Source organism: Mesorhizobium calcicola, assembly GCF_042682105.1.
Lineage (GTDB): Bacteria > Pseudomonadota > Alphaproteobacteria > Rhizobiales > Rhizobiaceae > Mesorhizobium > Mesorhizobium calcicola.
Genome location: NZ_JBHUGY010000061.1, coordinates 12047 through 30217, shown reverse-complemented (window position 1 = coordinate 30217; position 18171 = coordinate 12047). Strand labels below are relative to the sequence as shown.

Annotated in this window: 23 protein-coding genes; 11 read left to right on the top strand and 12 right to left on the bottom strand. The window is 63.0% G+C overall.

Features of this window, described 5'->3' with window-relative positions:
• Positions 1-51 precede the first annotated feature (51 nt).
• The 6 genes from ACFSQT_RS32455 to ACFSQT_RS32430 all read right to left on the bottom strand — a co-directional run bounded on the left by ACFSQT_RS32455 (position 52) and on the right by ACFSQT_RS32430 (position 3532).
• Complete coding sequence (locus ACFSQT_RS32455) at positions 52-297, bottom strand: YMGG-like glycine zipper-containing protein (RefSeq protein ID WP_258590249.1); 246 nt, start codon at positions 295-297, stop codon at positions 52-54.
• A gap of 83 nt (positions 298-380) precedes the next feature.
• Positions 381-695, bottom strand: a complete 315-nt coding sequence (locus ACFSQT_RS32450; RefSeq protein ID WP_379025763.1) for a hypothetical protein — start codon at positions 693-695, stop codon at positions 381-383.
• A 135-nt stretch (positions 696-830) separates the two neighbouring features.
• The gene (locus ACFSQT_RS32445) at positions 831-1007 is read right to left on the bottom strand and encodes a hypothetical protein (RefSeq protein ID WP_379025761.1); all 177 of its coding nucleotides are present in this window, start codon (positions 1005-1007) and stop codon (positions 831-833) included.
• A 143-nt stretch (positions 1008-1150) separates the two neighbouring features.
• The gene (locus tag ACFSQT_RS32440) at positions 1151-2188 is read right to left on the bottom strand and encodes a sensor histidine kinase (protein WP_379025759.1); all 1038 of its coding nucleotides are present in this window, start codon (positions 2186-2188) and stop codon (positions 1151-1153) included.
• Positions 2189-2373: 185 nt separating this feature from the next.
• Positions 2374-2538, bottom strand: a complete 165-nt coding sequence (locus ACFSQT_RS32435) for a DUF1328 domain-containing protein (protein ID WP_010911886.1) — start codon at positions 2536-2538, stop codon at positions 2374-2376.
• A gap of 199 nt (positions 2539-2737) precedes the next feature.
• On the bottom strand, positions 2738-3532 hold the full coding sequence (locus ACFSQT_RS32430; protein ID WP_379025756.1) for a response regulator: 795 nt from the start codon (positions 3530-3532) through the stop codon (positions 2738-2740).
• 222 nt (positions 3533-3754) lie between these two features.
• Between ACFSQT_RS32430 and ACFSQT_RS32425 the strand changes: the two genes are divergently transcribed.
• Together ACFSQT_RS32425 and ACFSQT_RS32420 are read left to right on the top strand one after the other, a co-directional pair.
• Complete coding sequence (locus tag ACFSQT_RS32425; protein ID WP_379025754.1) at positions 3755-3958, top strand: NepR family anti-sigma factor; 204 nt, start codon at positions 3755-3757, stop codon at positions 3956-3958.
• A 3-nt stretch (positions 3959-3961) separates the two neighbouring features.
• Entirely contained in the window at positions 3962-4513 is a 552-nt protein-coding gene (locus ACFSQT_RS32420; RefSeq protein ID WP_379025752.1) for an RNA polymerase sigma factor, read from the top strand.
• 42 nt (positions 4514-4555) lie between these two features.
• Here the strand turns inward: ACFSQT_RS32420 and ACFSQT_RS32415 are convergent, their stop codons facing one another.
• On the bottom strand, positions 4556-5068 hold the full coding sequence (locus tag ACFSQT_RS32415; protein ID WP_379025750.1) for a response regulator: 513 nt from the start codon (positions 5066-5068) through the stop codon (positions 4556-4558).
• A gap of 130 nt (positions 5069-5198) precedes the next feature.
• Between ACFSQT_RS32415 and ACFSQT_RS32410 the strand changes: the two genes are divergently transcribed.
• From ACFSQT_RS32410 to ACFSQT_RS32400, 3 genes are all read left to right on the top strand, one after another.
• Positions 5199-5960, top strand: coding sequence for a Crp/Fnr family transcriptional regulator (locus ACFSQT_RS32410; protein WP_379025748.1), 762 nt, complete (start codon positions 5199-5201; stop codon positions 5958-5960).
• Positions 5961-6089: 129 nt separating this feature from the next.
• Positions 6090-6416 carry an ElaB/YgaM/YqjD family protein gene (locus ACFSQT_RS32405; RefSeq protein ID WP_379025746.1) on the top strand — a complete coding sequence of 109 codons (327 nt, stop codon included), beginning with the start codon at positions 6090-6092 and terminating at the stop codon, positions 6414-6416.
• A gap of 11 nt (positions 6417-6427) precedes the next feature.
• A complete protein-coding gene (locus tag ACFSQT_RS32400; RefSeq protein WP_379025744.1) occupies positions 6428-6886 on the top strand; it encodes a hypothetical protein in 459 nt (152 codons plus the stop codon).
• Positions 6887-6965: 79 nt separating this feature from the next.
• On the opposite strand, the gene ACFSQT_RS32395 is transcribed toward ACFSQT_RS32400, so the two are convergent.
• On the bottom strand, positions 6966-8477 hold the full coding sequence (locus ACFSQT_RS32395; RefSeq protein WP_379025806.1) for a sensor histidine kinase: 1512 nt from the start codon (positions 8475-8477) through the stop codon (positions 6966-6968).
• Positions 8478-8647: 170 nt separating this feature from the next.
• On the opposite strand from ACFSQT_RS32395, the gene ACFSQT_RS32390 reads away from it, so the two are divergent.
• Positions 8648-8821: a hypothetical protein gene (locus ACFSQT_RS32390; protein WP_379025742.1), complete on the top strand. Its 174-nt coding sequence runs from the start codon at positions 8648-8650 to the stop codon at positions 8819-8821.
• 29 nt (positions 8822-8850) lie between these two features.
• On the opposite strand, the gene ACFSQT_RS32385 is transcribed toward ACFSQT_RS32390, so the two are convergent.
• Entirely contained in the window at positions 8851-9771 is a 921-nt protein-coding gene (locus ACFSQT_RS32385; protein WP_379025740.1) for a diacylglycerol/lipid kinase family protein, read from the bottom strand.
• Between the two features lie 279 nt (positions 9772-10050).
• Here ACFSQT_RS32385 and ACFSQT_RS32380 point away from each other — a divergent pair, with 279 nt between their 5' ends.
• A complete protein-coding gene (locus ACFSQT_RS32380) occupies positions 10051-11376 on the top strand; it encodes a PRC-barrel domain-containing protein (RefSeq protein ID WP_379025738.1) in 1326 nt (441 codons plus the stop codon).
• An 85-nt stretch (positions 11377-11461) separates the two neighbouring features.
• On the opposite strand, the gene ACFSQT_RS32375 is transcribed toward ACFSQT_RS32380, so the two are convergent.
• On the bottom strand, positions 11462-13051 hold the full coding sequence (locus tag ACFSQT_RS32375; RefSeq protein WP_379025736.1) for an alkaline phosphatase family protein: 1590 nt from the start codon (positions 13049-13051) through the stop codon (positions 11462-11464).
• 225 nt (positions 13052-13276) lie between these two features.
• On the opposite strand from ACFSQT_RS32375, the gene ACFSQT_RS32370 reads away from it, so the two are divergent.
• The 4 genes from ACFSQT_RS32370 (at position 13277) to ACFSQT_RS32355 (ending at position 16346) form a co-directional block, all read left to right on the top strand.
• A complete protein-coding gene (locus ACFSQT_RS32370) occupies positions 13277-14209 on the top strand; it encodes a VOC family protein (RefSeq protein ID WP_379025734.1) in 933 nt (310 codons plus the stop codon).
• Between the two features lie 4 nt (positions 14210-14213).
• Positions 14214-14837 carry an alpha/beta hydrolase gene (locus ACFSQT_RS32365; protein WP_379025732.1) on the top strand — a complete coding sequence of 208 codons (624 nt, stop codon included), beginning with the start codon at positions 14214-14216 and terminating at the stop codon, positions 14835-14837.
• A complete protein-coding gene (locus ACFSQT_RS32360; RefSeq protein WP_013892679.1) occupies positions 14837-15136 on the top strand; it encodes a GNAT family N-acetyltransferase in 300 nt (99 codons plus the stop codon). The genes ACFSQT_RS32365 and ACFSQT_RS32360 overlap by 1 nt, the downstream gene beginning before the upstream one ends.
• A 151-nt stretch (positions 15137-15287) precedes the next feature.
• The gene (locus ACFSQT_RS32355) at positions 15288-16346 is read left to right on the top strand and encodes a dipeptidase (RefSeq protein ID WP_379025730.1); all 1059 of its coding nucleotides are present in this window, start codon (positions 15288-15290) and stop codon (positions 16344-16346) included.
• Between the two features lie 6 nt (positions 16347-16352).
• Here ACFSQT_RS32355 and ACFSQT_RS32350 read toward each other — a convergent pair whose 3' ends face one another.
• Together ACFSQT_RS32350 and ACFSQT_RS32345 are read right to left on the bottom strand one after the other, a co-directional pair.
• Positions 16353-16613 (bottom strand): hypothetical protein, encoded by a 261-nt coding sequence (locus ACFSQT_RS32350; protein ID WP_379025728.1) that lies wholly within the window; start codon positions 16611-16613, stop codon positions 16353-16355.
• A gap of 2 nt (positions 16614-16615) precedes the next feature.
• Positions 16616-17803: an aminomethyl transferase family protein gene (locus ACFSQT_RS32345; RefSeq protein ID WP_379025726.1), complete on the bottom strand. Its 1188-nt coding sequence runs from the start codon at positions 17801-17803 to the stop codon at positions 16616-16618.
• Positions 17804-18171 lie beyond the last annotated feature (368 nt).

Genomic DNA, 18171 nt, shown 5'->3' with positions numbered 1-18171 from the left:
CGGAGACCGGCGGACCGGTCTCCGGATCGATGTTTCGACTATTATCGCCGACTAGTTGCAGCGGGCCGTGTAGATCCGGCCGCGATGATCGCGATACTGGCAATAGCCGTTCTGCAGCCTGCGAACCAGCAGGCCAGACCCGGCACCCACAGCCGCACCGATCAGCGCGCCCTTGCCGCCGCCAACCAGGCCGCCGATACCGGCGCCAATCAAGCCGCCGCCAACGACATCCTGCTCGGTGCTGGTGCAGCCGCTAAGGGCAGCCACCGCAATCATGGCAATAATCATCTTCCGCATAGAGTCACTCCTCACTTTGTGTCCACACTTTGGTAAGCTCCAACCGTCGTTTAGCACGAAAAAACGGCCTTTGCCGCTCGAATCTATTGTTCTTTTTCTGGGCGTGCCATATTTGACGCCATGACGACGCTGGAAATCGCCAGCGAAGCGTCGAGGCTGCCATCCGGGCGCACCTTCCAGACGATTTGATCATAGTCGTCTTCCAGCGCCGGATCGACGGCAAGGCATTTGGCAACGATGTGCTGGGCCTGCCCCTGCACGTCGCCCAGGGCGAACGGCCGTTCGGCGACGCATTGATCTGCGGTCTCGAAAACGCTTACCGGCACCTGGAGCTCATGGCAGTCGGCCATCGTGTTCGAGCAGCCGATGACCAGCAGCAATGCAGCGATGTGTTCCATGGCGACATGTCCTCTCGCCATAGTAACGGTCCGTAGTCGCCAAAGTTCCTGGGCTGCCAGCGCCGACCAGCGAAATAACGCGGCGCAACGGGCAAGTCCGGCGCCGCCGCGATGGCAGGCGTGGTGCGATGGACGTCAGGAGACCAGCTGGAACAGGACGACCGCGATGATCACGGCGGTCAGACCCAGGCCGGCAAGGCGCAGTGAGGCGTGAGGAGCAGCAGGCAGTGGTGACGCGGGCGCCTCTTGGTCCTGAAACCCGCCCATCGACATCCGAGCGGCCTGCTCCAGCCTGTTCAAGTCGCCAGCCATCAAGCCGCCATTCCTCCCGCACCATGCTGCAAGTCCTGCCGCGGCACTGTTCGCCACTGCGGAAGGCTCCAGTGGGTATCTGGGAAAACCAGCATCCGCTTTTATGGTGAATAGCCGGTTAAGGACTGGCGAAGGCGCGGCGCTTACTCCGGCTCGAAATTGCCGTGCGGAACGACAAGGCGGTATTCAAGGCGGCCGGGCATTATCTCAAGCTTCGCCGTTCCGTTCAGGGAGGCGGGCACGACCCGCTCGAGCGCGACACTGCCAAAGCGCTTCTGGCTGCGCTCGATGTCGATGTCGCTCGCCGGTATCGCTTCGGCCCATATCAGTGACAGCGCGAGGCTGCCGGCAGCGACGTCAAGATCAGCCGTTACATCAACGACGCCGTCCGCACGCGAAAGGGCGCCATAGCTGACCGAATTGACGGCGAGTTCGTGCATGGCAAGGCCGATGTGCAGCGCGGCGTTGGGATTGAGATAGGGATTTGCCCCGCGGAAGCGCAGGCCGTGCGACGGATCCACCCCGTTGCGACCGACCTGGCCCGACACCAGCTCACGAAGTGCCGCGCCTCGCCAGTTCGAGGAGGTCACCAGATCCTGGGACGAGGCCAGCGATTGCAGCCGGCCACGAAAGCGCGTCAGGAAATCAGCGATGCCATCGGAATAGCGCCCGGTCTGGGTGGCTATGCTTTGAATGATCGCTAGGAGGTTCTTCGAGCGATGGCTGACTTCGCGCAACAGCGTCGTCAGGGTCTGCTCACGGCGCTTCTGATCGGTCGTTTCGACCATCGTGGTGACAACACCTTGGACCGTGCAGCCATCGCCATGGTCGGCGTCGACCCAGACCTGAAACCAGCGAAAACCGTCTTCGGTTGGAACACTGATTTCAAGGCGTTGCGGATTGCCGGATGCGATGACGTCGCGCTTGGCCGCACCGATGCGGTCGACCTGCACCGCCGGCAGGATACCGTTGGCGTCCGCGGTGTCGGAAACCCAGGGCGCACGCATGTTGCGCGCCCATACCGTTTTCAACTCGCGATCCTGATAGAGAACGGAAATGCCGGCATTGTGCAGCGCGTGAAGAAGAGCTCGGCCAAGTTGCATGCCACTTTCGGCGGGATGCAGGGCGATGACTTCATCGCTTGGCACGTCGTCTTTCCTGTCTCCGGTCCTGGAACGCATCGACCTGTCCACCCATTAGGCTGAACGGCTCACTGTCAAATGGGTTCCCAAAGAGAGTTTCCTCGAAAACCGGCCTCCAAAAGCGGTCCGCCGGGCGGTGTCCGTTGAAGGACACCGCCCGGCGGTGGCTGGAAACCGTTTGAGGGGTGCGGCTTCCAGTGTTCGCTCGGATGATCACTCAGTTCTCACGCCCGTCTGAACAGGCCGGCAAGAAGCGAAATGACCAGGAAAGCGAGAAAGATGAAAAACAAGATCTGCGCGATGCCGGCAGAGGTGCCAGCGATGCCGCCGAAACCAAGCGCGCCGGCTATGATTGCCACGACGAGAAATACGAGCGCCCAGTAAAGCATGATCCATCTCCTTCGAATGGTGTGATAAAAACGTGGGTAGATGCGGTTTGTTCCACCATTTGCCGAAAAAGACGATGCTTGCAAATCGTTCTGGGCAAGGGTGGCGCCGGGAATTCGCCGATGACCGGTCCGGCATGCCAAAAGGCCGCCTGAGGCGGCCTTTTGTGTGGTGTCGTACCGTCAGGAAGTGCCGAGACCCTTACGCGGCGGCTTTCGCCTGGCGATCGAAGAACAGCGCCTGGCTGATCAGCGCCTTGACCATGTCGGGGTTGAACGGCTTGGTGACCAGAAAGGCCGGCTCGGGGCGTTCGCCGGTCAAGAGACGCTCGGGGAAGGCGGTGATGAAGATCACCGGCACCGATGTCGACGACAGGATCTCGTTCACGGCCTCGATGCCCGAGCTGCCGTCGGCAAGCTGGATGTCGGCCAGCACCATCTTCGGCCGCATCTTGCCGAACATCGTCACCGCCTCGGCATGGGTGCGCGCCGTTCCGACGACGCGGTGCCCGAGGCTCTCGACCATTTCCTCTATATCCATGGCGATCAGCGGTTCATCCTCGATGATCAGCACGTCCGTCGCCACCTGGCGGGATATCTCGTTGCTTGCCTCGGCGAGCAATTCGGAAAATTCCTGGTCGCCGACATCGAGGATCTCGGCCGCCTCGTCCTCGCTGAAGCCTTCGACGGCAACCAGCAGGAAGGCCTGGCGGGGACGTGGCGCAATCGCATTCAGATTGGCGGCGGCGCGCTGCTCCCAGGCCGATTGCGCATGCTCCTGCGGAACGCGGATGGCGATCGACGTGAACAGCTTGGCGAAAACCTTGTACAGCGCGATGCGGTCGCTCGATGCCTCGGGAAAGATGTCGACATCGGCGATGATGGCCTCGAGCATCGCGGCGACCAGCGCGTCGCCACTCTCCTGCGATCCGGAAACGGCCCGCGAGAAGCGGCGCAGGAACGGCAGGTGTGGTGCGATGGTGGCGGATAAGCTCATGGTAAGACGTCTCCCTCAGAATGACGTGATTGCATAGATTGCAGGTCAAGCTGATTGCAAGCCCCGACAAACAACGCCGATACTGAGAAAAAGTTCCGGCCTGATGGAACTAATGCGCCGGGGCTGCGTTTGAAGTCGGGATGGGCGACCGGACGAGGGTGACGCTTGCGTTGTGTTGAGTAATATTGTGAGCGGCTTGGGCGCTGGGTATACAAGGGCGAAATGAAGGATATGACGAAAGATATTCTGGCTGGCGTCGCGGGCAGGCGCCGGAACGGTTCCGGTGACGCACTCGGGCCGAATTCCGAAATCGGACGCAAACTCAAACAATATTACGACGAGCTGGTCTCTGACGATGTGCCGGATCGCTTCTCCCAGTTGCTCAGTCAGCTGGAACAGGCCGAACCCGCACAGAAAAAGGAATGAGGCATGGCAGCGGTCTCACAAGGCTTCAAGACCGATCTGCTTGGGGCAATCCCAAGCCTGCGCGCCTTTGCCGTGTCGCTGACGCAAAATGCCGACAAGGCGGACGACCTCGTCCAGGAAACACTGGTCAAGGCGTGGGACAAGCATGAGAGCTTCCAGCCCGGCACCAATCTCAAGGCGTGGCTTTTCACCATCCTGCGCAATGAATTCTATTCGCAGATGCGCAAGCGCGGGCGTGAGGTGCAGGACAGCGACGGCATCATGACGGCCAGACTTGCCGTTCATCCGGCCCAGCATGGCCAGCTCGACCTGAAGGATTTTCGCAGCGCCCTCGAACAGTTGCCGGAGGACCAGCGCGAAGCCATCATCCTCATCGGCGCGTCGGGCTTCTCCTACGAGGAGGCCGCCGAAATCTGCGGTTGCGCGGTCGGGACGATCAAGAGCCGCGTCAGCCGGGCCCGCACGCGATTGCAGGAGATCCTGAAGATCTCCGGGGAAGATGAGTATGGTCCGGATGCAATTTCGGCTCAGGTAACGGGGTCGCCGGTCGGCTGACCTGCGATGGAAGGCGCGATCAGCAGGAGCTGGGATCGCGTCTCAATCGGGAGATGCGCGCCCGCAGGCCGTCGCCACCGCCTGCATGAGGTCTTCACCCGAATAGGGCTTGCCGACCAGCCTGACGCCCGGAAACGATGCCTTGATTTCATCGGGGTCCGAATGACCCGAGGCAAACACGAACGGGACGCCTGCGGCGCGCAGGCCAGAGGCGAAATCGAGTGTTGAGGCGCCACCCAGCATGAGGTCGACAATGGCGGCGTCGAAGTGCGTGGCGACCTGCCGGCCGTCGATCTCGGTCAGATCGCGGGCGATCACCACCTCGCCGGCGCCATGGTCACGGCACAGCTGCTCGACATCCATGGCGATGAGAAATTCATCCTCCAGGACCAGAATCCGCAATCCGTCAAGCAAAGGGGGCACAGGCAAGGACTCCGTGAAACGCACCGAGTCATGATCGTTATTTGGTGAGCTGTCATTTAAAAAAGACATGTGTCCGTTCCGGAACCTCGATCCGCGCAACGCGTTGAGACGCAGCCTTCTGGAGCGTTTCATCGTTTCACGGAAATCACGGAAACGGCGAACTGCTCTATCTCTTTGTTTTGACGCGATTCCGGACGGAACGCCGTTACGGACTTTTCCTGGAATGGGCTCCAAAGGAGCGGGGTTTCGAAGAGGGGTCGAAATGTCAGGCCAGAACGGTCGTGTTTTCTCCAGCCGCCAGTACCCTTGCGAGAACTGCCCGTTGCGGCCGTTACCGATTTTCCGCGACTTCGAAAAACAGGAACTGGCCTTCATCAGCGAATTCAAGAAGGGCGAGCTCGCCGTCGACAAGGGCGCCACGGTCCTGGTGGAAGGAAGCCACAGCGCCCATCTCTACACCGTGCTCTCCGGCTGGGCGTTTCGCTACAAGCTGTTGCGGGATGGCCGCCGCCAGATCCTCAACTATCTCATGCCTGGCGACCTGATCGGACTGCAAGGCAGTGTGATGGGTGAGATGCAGCATTCCGTCGAGGCCTTGTCGCCGATGCTGCTGTGCGTTTTCGAACGTGAGTCTCTCCACGAGCTCTACCGCAATCACCCTGGATTGGCCTACGACATCACCTGGATCGCATCGCGCGAAGAGCGCATGCTGGACGAGAATCTGCTCAGCCTCGGGCGGCGCAGCGCAATCGAGCGCGCCGCCTATCTTATCGCCTTCATCGGCAGCCGGGCCAAGGTCGTTGGGCTGAATGGCAAGCAATCCGTCCAGATCCCGATCACCCAACAGCACATAGCCGACACGCTTGGCCTGTCGCTGGTCCATACCAACAAGACGATCCGCAAGCTGATGGATCGCAAGCTGATTGTCTGGCGCGACGGCGGTTGCGAGGTCACCGACAATGAAAGGCTCAAGCAACTCGCCGGCTGGGAGGGGCTGGGCGAGGCGCGCCGGCCGCTGATCTGACGAAGCGCCTTTTTGCCAGGGCCGGCGGATCGGGTGCGCGCGCACGCGTTTTCTTGTACTTGTGCCTGATGCCGGAACCTTTGAGCCATGCGGCGCGTTTGAAATCGAGCAATCACAAGGAGTTAAGCAATGGCAACTGCCGCAGGGAAGGCCGCAAACGAGGGCCGGTCGAATTCAGACCTCGAAGCCGATATCAGGCAATTGAAGGCCGATATCGACAAGCTCACCAAGCAGTTGGCCAAGACCGGCGAGCATGGCTATGGCACCGCGCGCCGTGCGGCCACGGAAGGGGTCGAGCAACTGCGTGCGCAGGGCGAAGCCGCCTTTGACAATCTGCGCAGCAATGCCAAGGATATCGAGGCGCAGATGATGGCCAGCGTGCGCGAAAAGCCGGTGACGTCGCTGGCGATCGCTGCCGGCGTCGGCTTTCTCTTCGCGCTTCTCGCGCGTCGCTAGTCGCATTCAAGATGGGAATACTCGCATCCCTGATTTCCGGTCTGGCATCGGGCGAAACCGTTGCCGCCATGCGCCGGGCGCGCACGGCGGCAATCGTCTATGGGCTCGCCATGGCAGCAGCGCTCTGCGGGCTCGGCTTTCTGATCGGGGCAGCCTATATCTGGACGGCGACCCGCTACGGGTCGCTTGCGACCGCGCTAGGCTTTGGCGCTGGTTTCCTGGTGCTTGCCGGGCTGATCCTGCTGATTTACCGGATATCCGCAGGTTCGCGGGCCCGGCGCAGGGCGCAACAGCGCAATGCCGACATGAAGGCGATAGGCATCGCCGCGGCGCTCGCCGTGCTGCCGACGCTGCTCAAGGGCAAAGGCGGTCTCAGCGTCATTCTGAGCCCGGCCGTGGCGTTGGCCGCTTACGCCATCTACCGCGAAAACATGAAGCCCGACGATCCGGATGATGGCGAGCATAAATAAGGTCGTTTTCTCTTTGACCATGATCTTCGAAAACCGGCTTCCGCTCGTTTCGTTGACCTTCGGTCCGGGAACATGTCGGTCACTTCGACAGATCTTCCAGCGGCATCGATATTTCGGCAAACACGCCTTCCGGCCGGAACTCATGCGTCACTTCGCTTGAGATGACCTTGGCGAGGCTGCGGCGGATGAGGATCGAGCCGAAGCCGTGTCGCTCCGGCGGGGCGACTTGCGGGCCGCCGCTTTCGCGCCAGGTCAGCACAAGGCGTCGGGCACCCTTCCTGCCTTGCGTCTTCCAGTCGAGATCAACCTTGCCGGACGCCACCGACAGCGAGCCATATTGCAGCGCATTGCTGGCCAGCTCATGCAGGATCAGGCCAAGCCCGACGGCCTGGTCCGGCGACAGCAGCACATCGTCGCCGGAGATCGTCATGCGCGGCTGTTCGGCGCTGTCGAAAGGCATGACCTCGATCTGGACGAGTTCACGGATGCCGATGCCGCGCCACTCGCGGTCGGACAACAGATTGTGGGCGATGCCCAGGGCCTGAAGCCGGGCGCCGAAGGCTTCGAGGAATTCGCTCGGCTGGCGGGCATGGCGCACGGTCTGCGTCGCCAGCGCCTGGACGGTCGCCAGCGTGTTCTTGACGCGGTGGTTGAGCTCGCGCAGCAGCAGACGTTGCCGCTCGTCGCCAAGCTTGCGCTCGGAGATGTCGTAGTTGACGCCGAAGATCAGCGTCGGCCTGCCGTCGCCGTCGCGCTCGATGACGCGGCCGCGCGTGGCGAGCCAGCGCGGCGGATGAAAGCCCTTCACCCGGTATTCGCCGAAATAGTCGTCGCTGCCGGTCAAGGCGTCGCGAAAGCGGGTTTCGGTCTGGTAGACGTCGCGCGGATCGATGGCGGTGAGGATGTCGCGCGCCCGCAGCCGGTTCGAGCGCGGCAGGTTGAACAGCTCCGACAGGCGGACATCGCATTCGATGATGTCGGTGCGGATGTCCCAGGCCCAGCTGGCAAGCGAGGCCGCATCGAGCGCGATGGCACGCCGCTTTTCCTCACGCACCAGCGCTGCCTGGGCGATGGCGCCGCTGTGGGTCGCGTCCTTCAAGGTGAACAGACTGGCGGCGAGACCGGCGAGCGCCTTCAACTGGTCGAGCCTGGCGCGGGACGGAAAGGCATGCGGCTTGCGGTCGAGCACGCACAGCGTGCCAATGCGGGCGCCTGCCACCACCATCGGCGCGCCGGCGTAAAAGCGGATGTGGTTCTTGCCGGTGACCAGCGGGTTGGCCTTGAAACGTGGGTCCGTCGTTGCGTCCGTCACCACCATCGGCTCGTCGCCGGCGGCTATCGCATGGGCGCAGAAGGAGATGTCGGTCACGGTTTCGGTCTCGTCCAAGCCGACGCAGGATTTGAACCATTGCCGTTCGCGGTCGACGAGTGTCACCAAGGCGATCGGCGCCTTCATCACCGCCGCGGCAAGGCTGCCTATGCGGTCGAAATCCGGATCGGCCGCCGTGTCCAGCACCTTCAGCCCATGCAGCACGGCCAGCCGGTCCTCGTCCTTGACCGCGCGCGCAACTTCGGCCGGCAGATCCGGCACTGTTCCCGCCTTGCTATTCACCCAAGTCCCCGATGCCCCGTCCCGGTCTTGCCGGCTTCACGGATCCGCCGGCCTACAGCCAGCCGGCTTCCCCGGAACCATCCTAGCGAGGAACCGTTACCCGACCGTGTTTTGCCGCGCGCGCCAGTTGGCGCGAAAGGAGACCGGCCATGGCCAAGATCATTCCCGGAGACAAAGCGCGTCAGGGGCGGTGGGGCTGGCACGGCTTGCGTATCCTGATTGCCGCGCTGCTGCTGGCCTTCGTTGCCTGGGGCATCGCCGAAATCTATGGTGAAGTGGCCAAGACGCCGGCGACAGAGCAAGGAAGCGCGCCAAGCGGCTAGATTTTCAGCCTTCATCGCCCGAGATCGCATCAGGCAGCCTTTGCCTCGGCGATGCTGGCCGGCACCAGGACATTCAGCGCACGGGGCTTGATTTCGATCGTCGTCTCACGGTCAAGCCTGACCAGTTCACCATCCATGACCGCTCGGAACCTCCTACTGCCCGAATGGATTTTCAGGACCGTTCGGTCGGCCTGATGGATCTCCACGTGTTCGTTGTCGCGCCACTTGCCGCGCGCCATGTTGAAGAAGAATTTGACCAATTCGGCACGCTGTTGCGCCACCGTGACATAGACGCCGAGCACGCCGCCCGCCGGGTTGTCGGCGTAGGGCAGGTGGCCTTCGCCGAACAGGTTGTTGGTGATGCCGATGCCGGTAATGCGGGCCGCCATCTCGGCATTGCCGATGCTGAGCGTCACGTTCATCGCCGGTGGATTGTTGATCGTCGCCCAAGCCGCCTTGGCCGTGGCGCGGATCTTTCCCAGGCGCGAGCCGAATTCCATTTTTTGGCGCAGTTGCACCATTTTCGCATGCATACCGATCGAGAACTGATGGACGAAGGGCCGGCCGTTGGCCGTGGCCATATCGACCGCGATGATTTCGCCGTCAGCGAAGGATTTCAGCGCGGCATCGAGGGACTGCGGAATACCCAGGCCGCGCGCGAAAAGGTTCATGGTGCCGGCCGGCAATATGGCAAGCGCCTTCCTGGTGCCCATCAGCCGGGCGGCCGCGGCAGAAATGGTTCCGTCGCCGCCGCCAGCCAGCACGACATCGACCGAGCGGCGCGATGCGGCGCTGTCGAGCGTCTCCACCACGTCCTTGCCGGCAACAACATCAATGCTGAGGGAGTGGCCAGCGGTCTCCAGCGTCTGACGCATCCTGTCGGAAAAAGCGGCAAGGTCCGTGGTGCGCAAGGTGCCGCCGTCGCGGTTCAGCACCGCTGCAAATTTCATGCCCCGCTCCGTCATTCAATCGTTGGGCCGGGACAGACCCAGCCGCAGGCTGAAACGTGACGAAGCGGGAAAGGTTCCGTTTTGAGAGCAGCGAAAATCGCCGGCGCATCTTGCGGCCGCCGCGTATCCGCTCCGTGGTTTTCGCCAGGGATGCGCAGCGTTTTGTCGGAACAACAGCATGGTCACGACGTTGTGAAGCTGTAGATGCCGCGTCCGATCTCCCTCAGCGATGGTTCAAGCGGGCGCGGCGTACACGAAATCATGCACGAGGAGAGTACCATGACCCGCAACCTCTTAGCCACGACCGCATTCGTAGCGCTGGTCGCGACCGGGGCCTATGCGCAGAATGCGACAGCCCCGGCGCCAGCGCAGACCCCTGCCGTCCAGGAGCCAGCCGCCGCTCCGGTGCCGCGCGCCGAAGGCAGCATCGTCACCAACATCATCGGTGAATCCGTCTACAACGGCACCGGCGCTGACGCCGAGGACATCGGCAAGGTCAGTGACGTCGTCTTCGACAAGGAAGGCCAGGCCAAATCCGTCGTCATTGGCGTCGGTGGTTTTCTGGGTGTGGGAGCGAAGAATGTCGCTTTCGACTACAGCAAGCTGCAATGGGCCGAGAAGGACGGCGACCGCTGGCTGGTTGCCCCGACGACCAAGGACGAACTGACGGCGCAACCGGAGTTCGACAGCAAGCCTTATTCTCCTGCGCCTGCCGCGTCGACCAATGCAACGGGGCCGACGGCACCGGCGACGACAGATACCGCGCAGGCGCCCGTCGACATGAATGCCGCTCCGGCTGAGCCGGTGAAGCGCGCCGACGGCAATCTCGCCACCAACATCATCGGCGAAACCGTCTACAACGGCACCGGTGATGACGCGCAGAACATCGGCAGCGTCAATGACATCGTTCTGACAAAGGAAGGCAAGGCCGAGTCTCTGATCATCGGAGTCGGTGGCTTCCTTGGCCTCGGCGCCAAGAATGTCGCCTATGAGTTCGACAAGGCCCAGTGGGCGGAGAAAAACGGCGACCGCTGGCTGGTGGCCCAGACCACCCAGGAGGAACTGCAGGCGCTGCCGGATTTCAACCGCAAGGCCTATGATCCGGCACCGCCGACGACGGCGTCCAATGAGCCGGCGGCAACGGCGCCGGCCGCCGTGCCGTCCGACACCACCGCTCCTGCCGTCGCTCCGGCGGACAAGACGGCGGAGGCGACGACACCCAATGCCTCGGCTCCGGACCAAACCCAGACGGCGGCTATCGACAAGTCGGCACTGACCGAGATGCCGGTTGGCGAAATCCGAGGCGACGACCTGAAGGGCACCACCGTCTACGGCGCCAATGACGCCAAGGTCGGCGAAATCGGTGACGTCGTGCTGGCGCCCGACAACAAGACCGACGCGGTGATCGTCGATGTCGGCGGCTTCCTCGGCATCGGCGAGAAGGAAGTCGCGGTCGGCATGGATAATCTCAAATTCATGACCGACAAGGACGGCAAGAAGTACCTGTACACGACCTTCACCAAGGAACAGCTCGAGGCGCAACCTGCCTACGACAAGGGCAGCTATGCCGAGAAACGGGATCAGCAGCGCATGATCGTGCGGTAACAAGGGCAGGCAGTAGGCAGTAGGCAGTAGGCAGTAGGGTTGGAGCTTCGTAGAAGTGCGGCCATTTCCCTACTGCCCTACTGCCCTACTGCCCTACTGCCCTACTGCCTATTCCCTTGGTCCCTTGCACATAGCCAATAACGCCTTGCTCGGTCAGTTCGGCCAGGGCCAGCGACTGGTCGAGATGTTCGGCTCGCCAGGCAAGCAGCCTTTCGGCGAACTCCAGCCGCACACCCAGATGGGCGGGATCAGCGGCGAGGTTGTTCAACTCGGCCACGTCGTTCCGCAGGTCGAACAGCAGCGGCGGCAGGCCGCCGCCGAAATGCACATATTTGAATTTTTCGGTGCGGATGACGGCGAGGTTGCACTGGCGTGAGGCGATGCCGAAATGCCGTTCGGCCTCGCCTTCGGCAATCGAGCGGAAATCGAATTCCCAGTGCGCGGCATCGCGCCAGCCTGCAGGGCTCCCACCGCTCAGGAACGGCTTCAGCGAGCATCCGTCGAGATGCGGTTGCGGGGCCTCGCCGAACAGGTCGAGAAGCGTCGGCAAAATGTCCACCGCTTCGGTGAAGCGATCGACGCTGCTTCCGGCCGCCTTGCCGTGGCTGGGGTCGCGGATGATCAGCGGAATATGGTAGCTGCCGTCGAAGTAGCCGCCCTTGCCCAGCATGAAATGGTCGCCCATCATCTCGGCATGGTCCGAGGTCAGCACGATGATGGTGTCGTCCCACGCGCCCGCGGCCTTGACCGCTTGCCAGATGCGGCCGAGCTGTGCGTCGACCTCGGAGATCATGCCGTAGTAGATCGCGCGGATGCGGCGAAAGTCGTCATCGCTCCAGTCGTGCACCTTGCCGGCGGCGCCGGGACGGAAGTTTGCCTGTTTCTGCCGGCCGAGATCATAGGCAAGGTAAGGATGGCTTTCCGCCTCGGCCTGCCAGTTTTCCGCACGCTGGAAGAGCGGACCGTCGGCTGGATCATACAGCGTGTTGTACGGCTCCGGCACGATGAAGGGCGGGTGGGGGCTGATGAAGGAAAGATGCGCGAACCACGGCGTGGCTTGTTCCTGCTCGCCGAGCCAGCGCGTGAATTCGCCGGTCAGGAAGGCCGCCGGCGTTTCGTCCACGGAGTAGACGGGCGGTGCGTTGCCAACTGAGGCCTCAACCCTACCGCCGTCGTTCACCGGGCGATGGATGTCGGGAGATCCGGCGCTGATATCGATGCCCCGCTGCTTCAGCCAGGACAGCCACTGCTTCTGATGCTCGGGCAGCAACTGGCGCACCGTGAATCCTGGCAGCACGCCCTCATAGCTTTGCAGCCGTGGGTCACCCGGCACCAGCAGGCGCGGGTCGAGCGATACGTCGGTGTAGCCGAACAGCGTCGGATCATAGCCGAGGCTGCGGGCTTGCAGCGCGATGTTGCCGTGACGGGCATCGAGCGGCGTGCCATTGCGGCAGACGCGGTTGTTCATCTGGTAGAGGCCGGTGTAGAGGCAGGCGCGGGCCGGCGAGCAGGGCGCCGCGCCACCGTAGTGCCGCCTGAACAGCACACCCTCGGTGGCCAGCGCGTCGGCATTCGGCGTCTTCACAACCGGATGGCCGGCAGCCGACAGGCAATCACCGCGCCATTGGTCGCATGTGATCAGCAGAATGTTCGGGCGCCTGGCTTTTCCTGTCACTCGCGATACCCTTATCCCTGCATGGCCGACGCCGCTCATGGAACCGAATTCCGGCGATGGCGCAAGCCTGACATGTCAGTCAATCGGTGAACAAATTCCGTTTTGTTGTTCACTTTTACAGCACAGTCCATTCTGTGTTTGCCGCCTTTGCCGCGAGCGGTCGTGTCCTCATATTGGCGTGGACAGCGGCGAGGGCCGCACAAGCACCAAAGGAAGGAGCAAGAAATGCTCGACCAGATCAAGGGCCTGCATCACGTCACCTCGATGGCCAGGGATGCCCGGCAGAACAATGATTTCTTCACCAGGAAACTCGGTCAGCGCCGGGTCAAGAAGACAGTCAATTTCGACGCGCCAGACGTCTACCACCTCTATTATGGCGACGAGGCCGGCACGCCGGGCTCGGTGATGACCTATTTTCCTTTTCCCGACATCGGCAAGGGCCGGCATGGCGTCGGCGAAGTCGGCACCACGGTCTATTCGGTACCGGAAGGCACACTCGCCTATTGGGAAAAGCGGTTCGCCGATGAGGGCGTCACCGGCCTGTCGCGCGAAGAGACCTTCGGCGAAAAGCGTCTGGCCTTTGCCGGATCGGACGGCGATGGTTTCGCCCTGGTCGAGGACAAGGCCGACAGCAGGGCGCCATGGGCGAAAGGCGGCATCCCTGTTGACGAGGCGATCCGCGGCTTTCACTCCGTGTCGCTCAGGCTGAAGGACGGCGGCGCCACCGGGGAGCTGCTGAAGTTCATGGGTTACGAGGAAATCGAAAAGTCCGGTAATGTCAGGCGTTTGGCTTTGAAGAACGGCAACGGCGCCGATGTCGTCGACATCGAATCGCTGCCGGGCGCGGCCTTCGCCGATCTCGGCGCCGGCTCCGTCCACCATGTCGCCTTCGCCGTCGAGAACCGCGCCAAGCAGCTCGAAGTGCGCAAGGCATTGATGGACACCGGCTATGGGGTGACGCCGGTGATCGATCGCGACTACTTCTGGGCGATCTATTTCCGCACGCCGGGTGGCGTGCTGTTCGAAGTCGCCACCAACGAGCCGGGTTTCGACCGCGATGAGGATACCGCTCATCTCGGTGAGGCGCTGAAGCTGCCGACGCAGCATCAGCATCTGCGGCCCTATCTCGAACAGCATCTGCAGAAGCTGGAAGGCTGAGACCATGAGCAAGGACGCTTACATCCACAAGGTGCTGCCCGGTTCGCCGGGCGGTCCGCTGCTCTTCGTCTTCCATGGCACGGGGGCCGATGAGAGCCAGCTTCTGTCGCTGGGGCGCGATCTCGCGCCCCAGGCAACCATCATCTCGCCGCGCGGCGATGTGTCGGAACAAGGTGCTGCGCGCTTCTTCCGCCGCACTGGCGAGGGCGTCTACGACATGGACGACCTGGCACGGGCCACGACCAAGATGGCGGGCTTCGTCAAGGCCCATGTCGAGGCAGCGAAGCCATCGGCGGTGTTTGGCCTTGGCTATTCCAACGGCGCCAACATCCTGGCTTCGGTGATGTTTGCGGCACCGGCGCAGTTTGACGCCACGGTGCTGATGCATCCGCTGATCCCGTTCGAACCGGAGATCAGGGGCAGCCTCGCCGGCCGCCATATTCTGGTTACCGCCGGCAGGCGCGATCCGATCTGCCCGCCGAACCTGACCACGCGGCTCGAAGCCTATTTGCGTGCCGACGGCGCCGATGTAACAGTGGCGTGGCATGATGGCGGGCACGAGGTCCGGCCGAACGAGATCGAGGCGGCGCGGCTTCTCTTTGCCGGTGTCACCCAAGGAGTACAGTGATGCCTGACCAACTGCCTGAAATCGAACTGGAGGATCGCGGTTCCAAGGGTCGCTATGTCCTGCGCGGACCCGGTGGCGCCGAGGCCGAGATGACCTTCACCAAGATCGGCGAGCACCAGATCATCATCGACCACACCGAAGTGCCGGACGTCTTCCGCGGTCAGGGTGCCGGGCTTCGGCTCGTCACCCGCGCCGTCGAGGATGCGCGCGCGGCGGGCAAGAAGATCATCCCGCTCTGCCCGTTCGCCAACGCCCAGTTCCGCCGCCACAAGGAATGGGCCGACGTGCTGAAGCAGTAGGATCGGCCGGCATTTGGTCTATCGGAGCGGGCGACATCAGGCTGTCGTCCCGCTGGGATGGCTTTGGCATTTGCACGGGTAGCGCATCTTGCCTAAGTGGTTATGATAAATCGCAGCCACCGCGCCGACAAACGAACCGAATGATCCCCCAATGACCGAAACCGACCTCGTTCCCGTCTTCGACGGCCACAACGACACGTTGCTCAGACTCTACCAGTCAAAAGACACGGATGTCGAAAAGCTGTTCGTCGAGGGGAATTCGGGCGGCCATATCGACCTGCCGCGCGCAAAAGCCGGTGGCTTTGCAGGCGGCATGTTCGCCATTTTCCCGCCGCCTGTCGAGAAATCCCGGCGCAGCGCCGTGCCGTTGGCGCCGAGCGATGCCGAGCCGCTGCCGCCCGAGGTCCCGCGCGCCGATGCGTTGAACTCGACGATCGCGATGGCCTCGATCCTGTTTCGGCTGGAACGAGCCGGGGCGCTCACCGTCTGCCGCAGTGCCGGCGATGTGCGCAACGCCATGGCGCAAGGCTCGATCGCGGCGGTGTTCCATATCGAAGGGGTCGAGGCGATCGATCCCGAGCTCACCATGCTCGACGTGCTGCACGCCGCCGGCCTGCGCTCGCTCGGCATCGTCTGGAGCCGGCCGAACGCCTTCGGCCACGGCGTGCCGTTCCGCTTTCCGTCCTCGCCCGACACCGGCCCCGGGCTGACCGATGCCGGCAAGGCGCTGGTCAAGGCGTGCAACCAGCTGAAGATCATGATCGACCTGTCGCATCTCAACGAGAAGGGCTTTCGCGATGTCGTCGCGCTCAGCGACGCGCCGCTGGTCGCCACCCATTCCAACGTGCATGCGATCTGTGGCCATTCGCGCAACCTCACCGACTGGCAGCTCGGTGCGATCCGCGAGTCCGGCGGCATGGTCGGGCTGAACTTCGCCACCGGATTCCTGCGCGAGGACGGCCGGATGAATGCCGACACCAGCCTCGACATCATGGTGCGTCATGTCGATTCCCTGCTGCAGGCGCTGGGTGAAGACGGCGTCGGCCTCGGCTCCGATTTCGACGGTGCCATGATCCCGGCCGTCATCGGCGACGTCGCCGGCCTGCCGAAGCTGATCGATGCGCTGGCGGCACGCGGTTTCGGCCGTGCGCTTATCGAAAAGATCGCCTATCGCAACTGGCTGAGCATGCTCGAGAAAACGATAGGTTAGAACGACTTATTGGAAGCCGATGCGCTTCAGCCAGTCCTTGCCGACGCCGCGATCGCGGATGATCGGCAGTGGATCTTCCGAATCGAGCCGCGCGCAGATGCGGTAGACCTCGAGCGTCTCGGCGCTCATCTCGCCGCGCTTGTAGAAGAACATGGCGGCGGCATAGCGCGTGCGGCCGGACCATTTTTCGCCGAGCGGCGTGTTGACCAGCTCCCACTGTTCGGCTGCTTCCCCATCTTCCTGCTGCTTGTCGGCTTCGTCCGTCATGGTCAGAAGTCCGCCGGCGGATTGGCGGTGCGGCGGTCGAGCCTGATGAAGGGCCGCGCCACCACCTTGGCCCGCTTCATCAGCTTCTGATACTGCAGCTCGCGCATGGCGTAGATCTCGACCCAGAGGTCCTCGACCATGGTATCACCGTAGGGCCGCGCCAGCGAGGCGATGGCGATGTTGCACTTGGCCATCGGTGACCACATGGCGGCGCTGACCAGCCCGACCTCCTGGCTTTTCTTGTAGTAGACGATGGCGTGTTCGGCCGGGATGTTGCCTTCGATCTCCAGTCCGACCAGGACATGGCGCAGCCTGCGTCTGGCGCGAGCCTCGAGGATGGCGCGGCGGCCGTTGAAATGGCCCTTTTCCAGATCGATCATGAAGCCGAGCCCGATCTCGTCTGGCATGCGCAGGCGGTCGGCGCGGATGGCGTGCTCGGCGGTGGTGAAGTCGGCATTGGCAACGATCAGCCCGGCCTCGAGGCGAGCGCGGTTGAGCGCGGTGTAGCCGATGGTGCGGATACCGCGCGGTTCGCCTGATGTCATCAGCCGGTCCCACAGGCTCAGCGCCCTGTCGGCCGACACGAACAGTTCGTAGCCGAGATCGCCGGTGAAGCCGGTCCGCGAAATGTTGACGGTGCCGCCGTCATGCGGGAAGTCGGCGAGGTCGAATATCTTCAGCCTGTCGACGCCGGCGAAGCCGGCATCGCGCAGCACGGCGAAGGATGTCGGCCCCTGCAAGGCGAGGCCAGCGACCGCCTCTGTCTCTTCTTCGATCGTCACATCGAAACCGATCGCGCTGTCAAGAAGCCATGGCAGATGCCGCTCCTGCGAACACAGCCGGAAGCGCGTCGGCGACAGCCGGAACAGCGTGCCGTCGTCGAGAACGAAACCCTCGTCGTCGCACCACGCCGTATAGTGGACGCGGCCCGGCCTGAGCTTGGTGACATCGCGCAAGGTGACGCGGTTGAGGAAGGCTTCGGCGTCCGGCCCCTCGATCCGGTATTTGGTCATCGGCGAAATGTCGAACAGCGCCGCCTGGCTGCGGATGGCGAAATATTCGAGCTCCTCGTCCCACAGCGAATGCGGTGCGCGGTAGCCGGCCCAATTGTACCAGTCCTGGGTCTTGGCCAGCGCATCGATGCGCTGGCCAAGACCCAGACTGGTACAATTGGGCCGGCTACCGCGCACCGCATTCGCTGTGGGACGAGGAGAGCTCGAATATTTCGCCACCGCAGCCAGCGGCGCTGTTACGACATTTCGCCGATGACCAAATACCGATCGAGTGCCGGACGCCGACAGCCTTCCTCAACCGCGTCACCTTGGCGCGATTGCACAAGCTCAGGCCGGCCGCGTCCACTATACGGCGTGCGTGGTGCGACGACGAGGGTTCGTTCTCGACGACGGCACGCTGTTCCGGCTGTCGCCGACGCGCTTCGGCGTGTTCGCAGGAGCGGCATCTGCAGGCTTCTTGACAGCGCGAATCGGTTTCGATGTGACGATCGAAGAAGAGAAAGAGAGAGAGAGACAGAGGCGGTCGCCTCGCCTAGCCTTGCAGG

Excerpts from the sequence above, each read along its gene's own strand:
- ACFSQT_RS32425 (WP_379025754.1), top strand. The coding sequence starts at position 3,755 with ATGAAGGATATGACGAAAGATATTCTGGCTGGCGTCGCGGGCAGGCGC.
- ACFSQT_RS32385 (WP_379025740.1), bottom strand. The coding sequence starts at position 9,771 with ATGAAATTTGCAGCGGTGCTGAACCGCGACGGCGGCACCTTGCGCACC.
- ACFSQT_RS32440 (WP_379025759.1), bottom strand. The coding sequence starts at position 2,188 with ATGCGTTCCAGGACCGGAGACAGGAAAGACGACGTGCCAAGCGATGAA.
- ACFSQT_RS32405 (WP_379025746.1), top strand. The coding sequence starts at position 6,090 with ATGGCAACTGCCGCAGGGAAGGCCGCAAACGAGGGCCGGTCGAATTCA.
- ACFSQT_RS32390 (WP_379025742.1), top strand. The coding sequence starts at position 8,648 with ATGGCCAAGATCATTCCCGGAGACAAAGCGCGTCAGGGGCGGTGGGGC.
- ACFSQT_RS32415 (WP_379025750.1), bottom strand. The coding sequence starts at position 5,068 with ATGAAACGCTCCAGAAGGCTGCGTCTCAACGCGTTGCGCGGATCGAGG.
- ACFSQT_RS32420 (WP_379025752.1), top strand. The coding sequence starts at position 3,962 with ATGGCAGCGGTCTCACAAGGCTTCAAGACCGATCTGCTTGGGGCAATC.
- ACFSQT_RS32380 (WP_379025738.1), top strand. The coding sequence starts at position 10,051 with ATGACCCGCAACCTCTTAGCCACGACCGCATTCGTAGCGCTGGTCGCG.
- ACFSQT_RS32410 (WP_379025748.1), top strand. The coding sequence starts at position 5,199 with ATGTCAGGCCAGAACGGTCGTGTTTTCTCCAGCCGCCAGTACCCTTGC.
- ACFSQT_RS32370 (WP_379025734.1), top strand. The coding sequence starts at position 13,277 with ATGCTCGACCAGATCAAGGGCCTGCATCACGTCACCTCGATGGCCAGG.
- ACFSQT_RS32355 (WP_379025730.1), top strand. The coding sequence starts at position 15,288 with ATGACCGAAACCGACCTCGTTCCCGTCTTCGACGGCCACAACGACACG.
- ACFSQT_RS32360 (WP_013892679.1), top strand. The coding sequence starts at position 14,837 with ATGCCTGACCAACTGCCTGAAATCGAACTGGAGGATCGCGGTTCCAAG.
- ACFSQT_RS32435 (WP_010911886.1), bottom strand. The coding sequence starts at position 2,538 with ATGCTTTACTGGGCGCTCGTATTTCTCGTCGTGGCAATCATAGCCGGC.
- ACFSQT_RS32450 (WP_379025763.1), bottom strand. The coding sequence starts at position 695 with ATGGAACACATCGCTGCATTGCTGCTGGTCATCGGCTGCTCGAACACG.
- ACFSQT_RS32400 (WP_379025744.1), top strand. The coding sequence starts at position 6,428 with ATGGGAATACTCGCATCCCTGATTTCCGGTCTGGCATCGGGCGAAACC.
- ACFSQT_RS32430 (WP_379025756.1), bottom strand. The coding sequence starts at position 3,532 with ATGAGCTTATCCGCCACCATCGCACCACACCTGCCGTTCCTGCGCCGC.
- ACFSQT_RS32455 (WP_258590249.1), bottom strand. The coding sequence starts at position 297 with ATGCGGAAGATGATTATTGCCATGATTGCGGTGGCTGCCCTTAGCGGC.
- ACFSQT_RS32350 (WP_379025728.1), bottom strand. The coding sequence starts at position 16,613 with ATGACGGACGAAGCCGACAAGCAGCAGGAAGATGGGGAAGCAGCCGAA.
- ACFSQT_RS32365 (WP_379025732.1), top strand. The coding sequence starts at position 14,214 with ATGAGCAAGGACGCTTACATCCACAAGGTGCTGCCCGGTTCGCCGGGC.
- ACFSQT_RS32445 (WP_379025761.1), bottom strand. The coding sequence starts at position 1,007 with ATGGCTGGCGACTTGAACAGGCTGGAGCAGGCCGCTCGGATGTCGATG.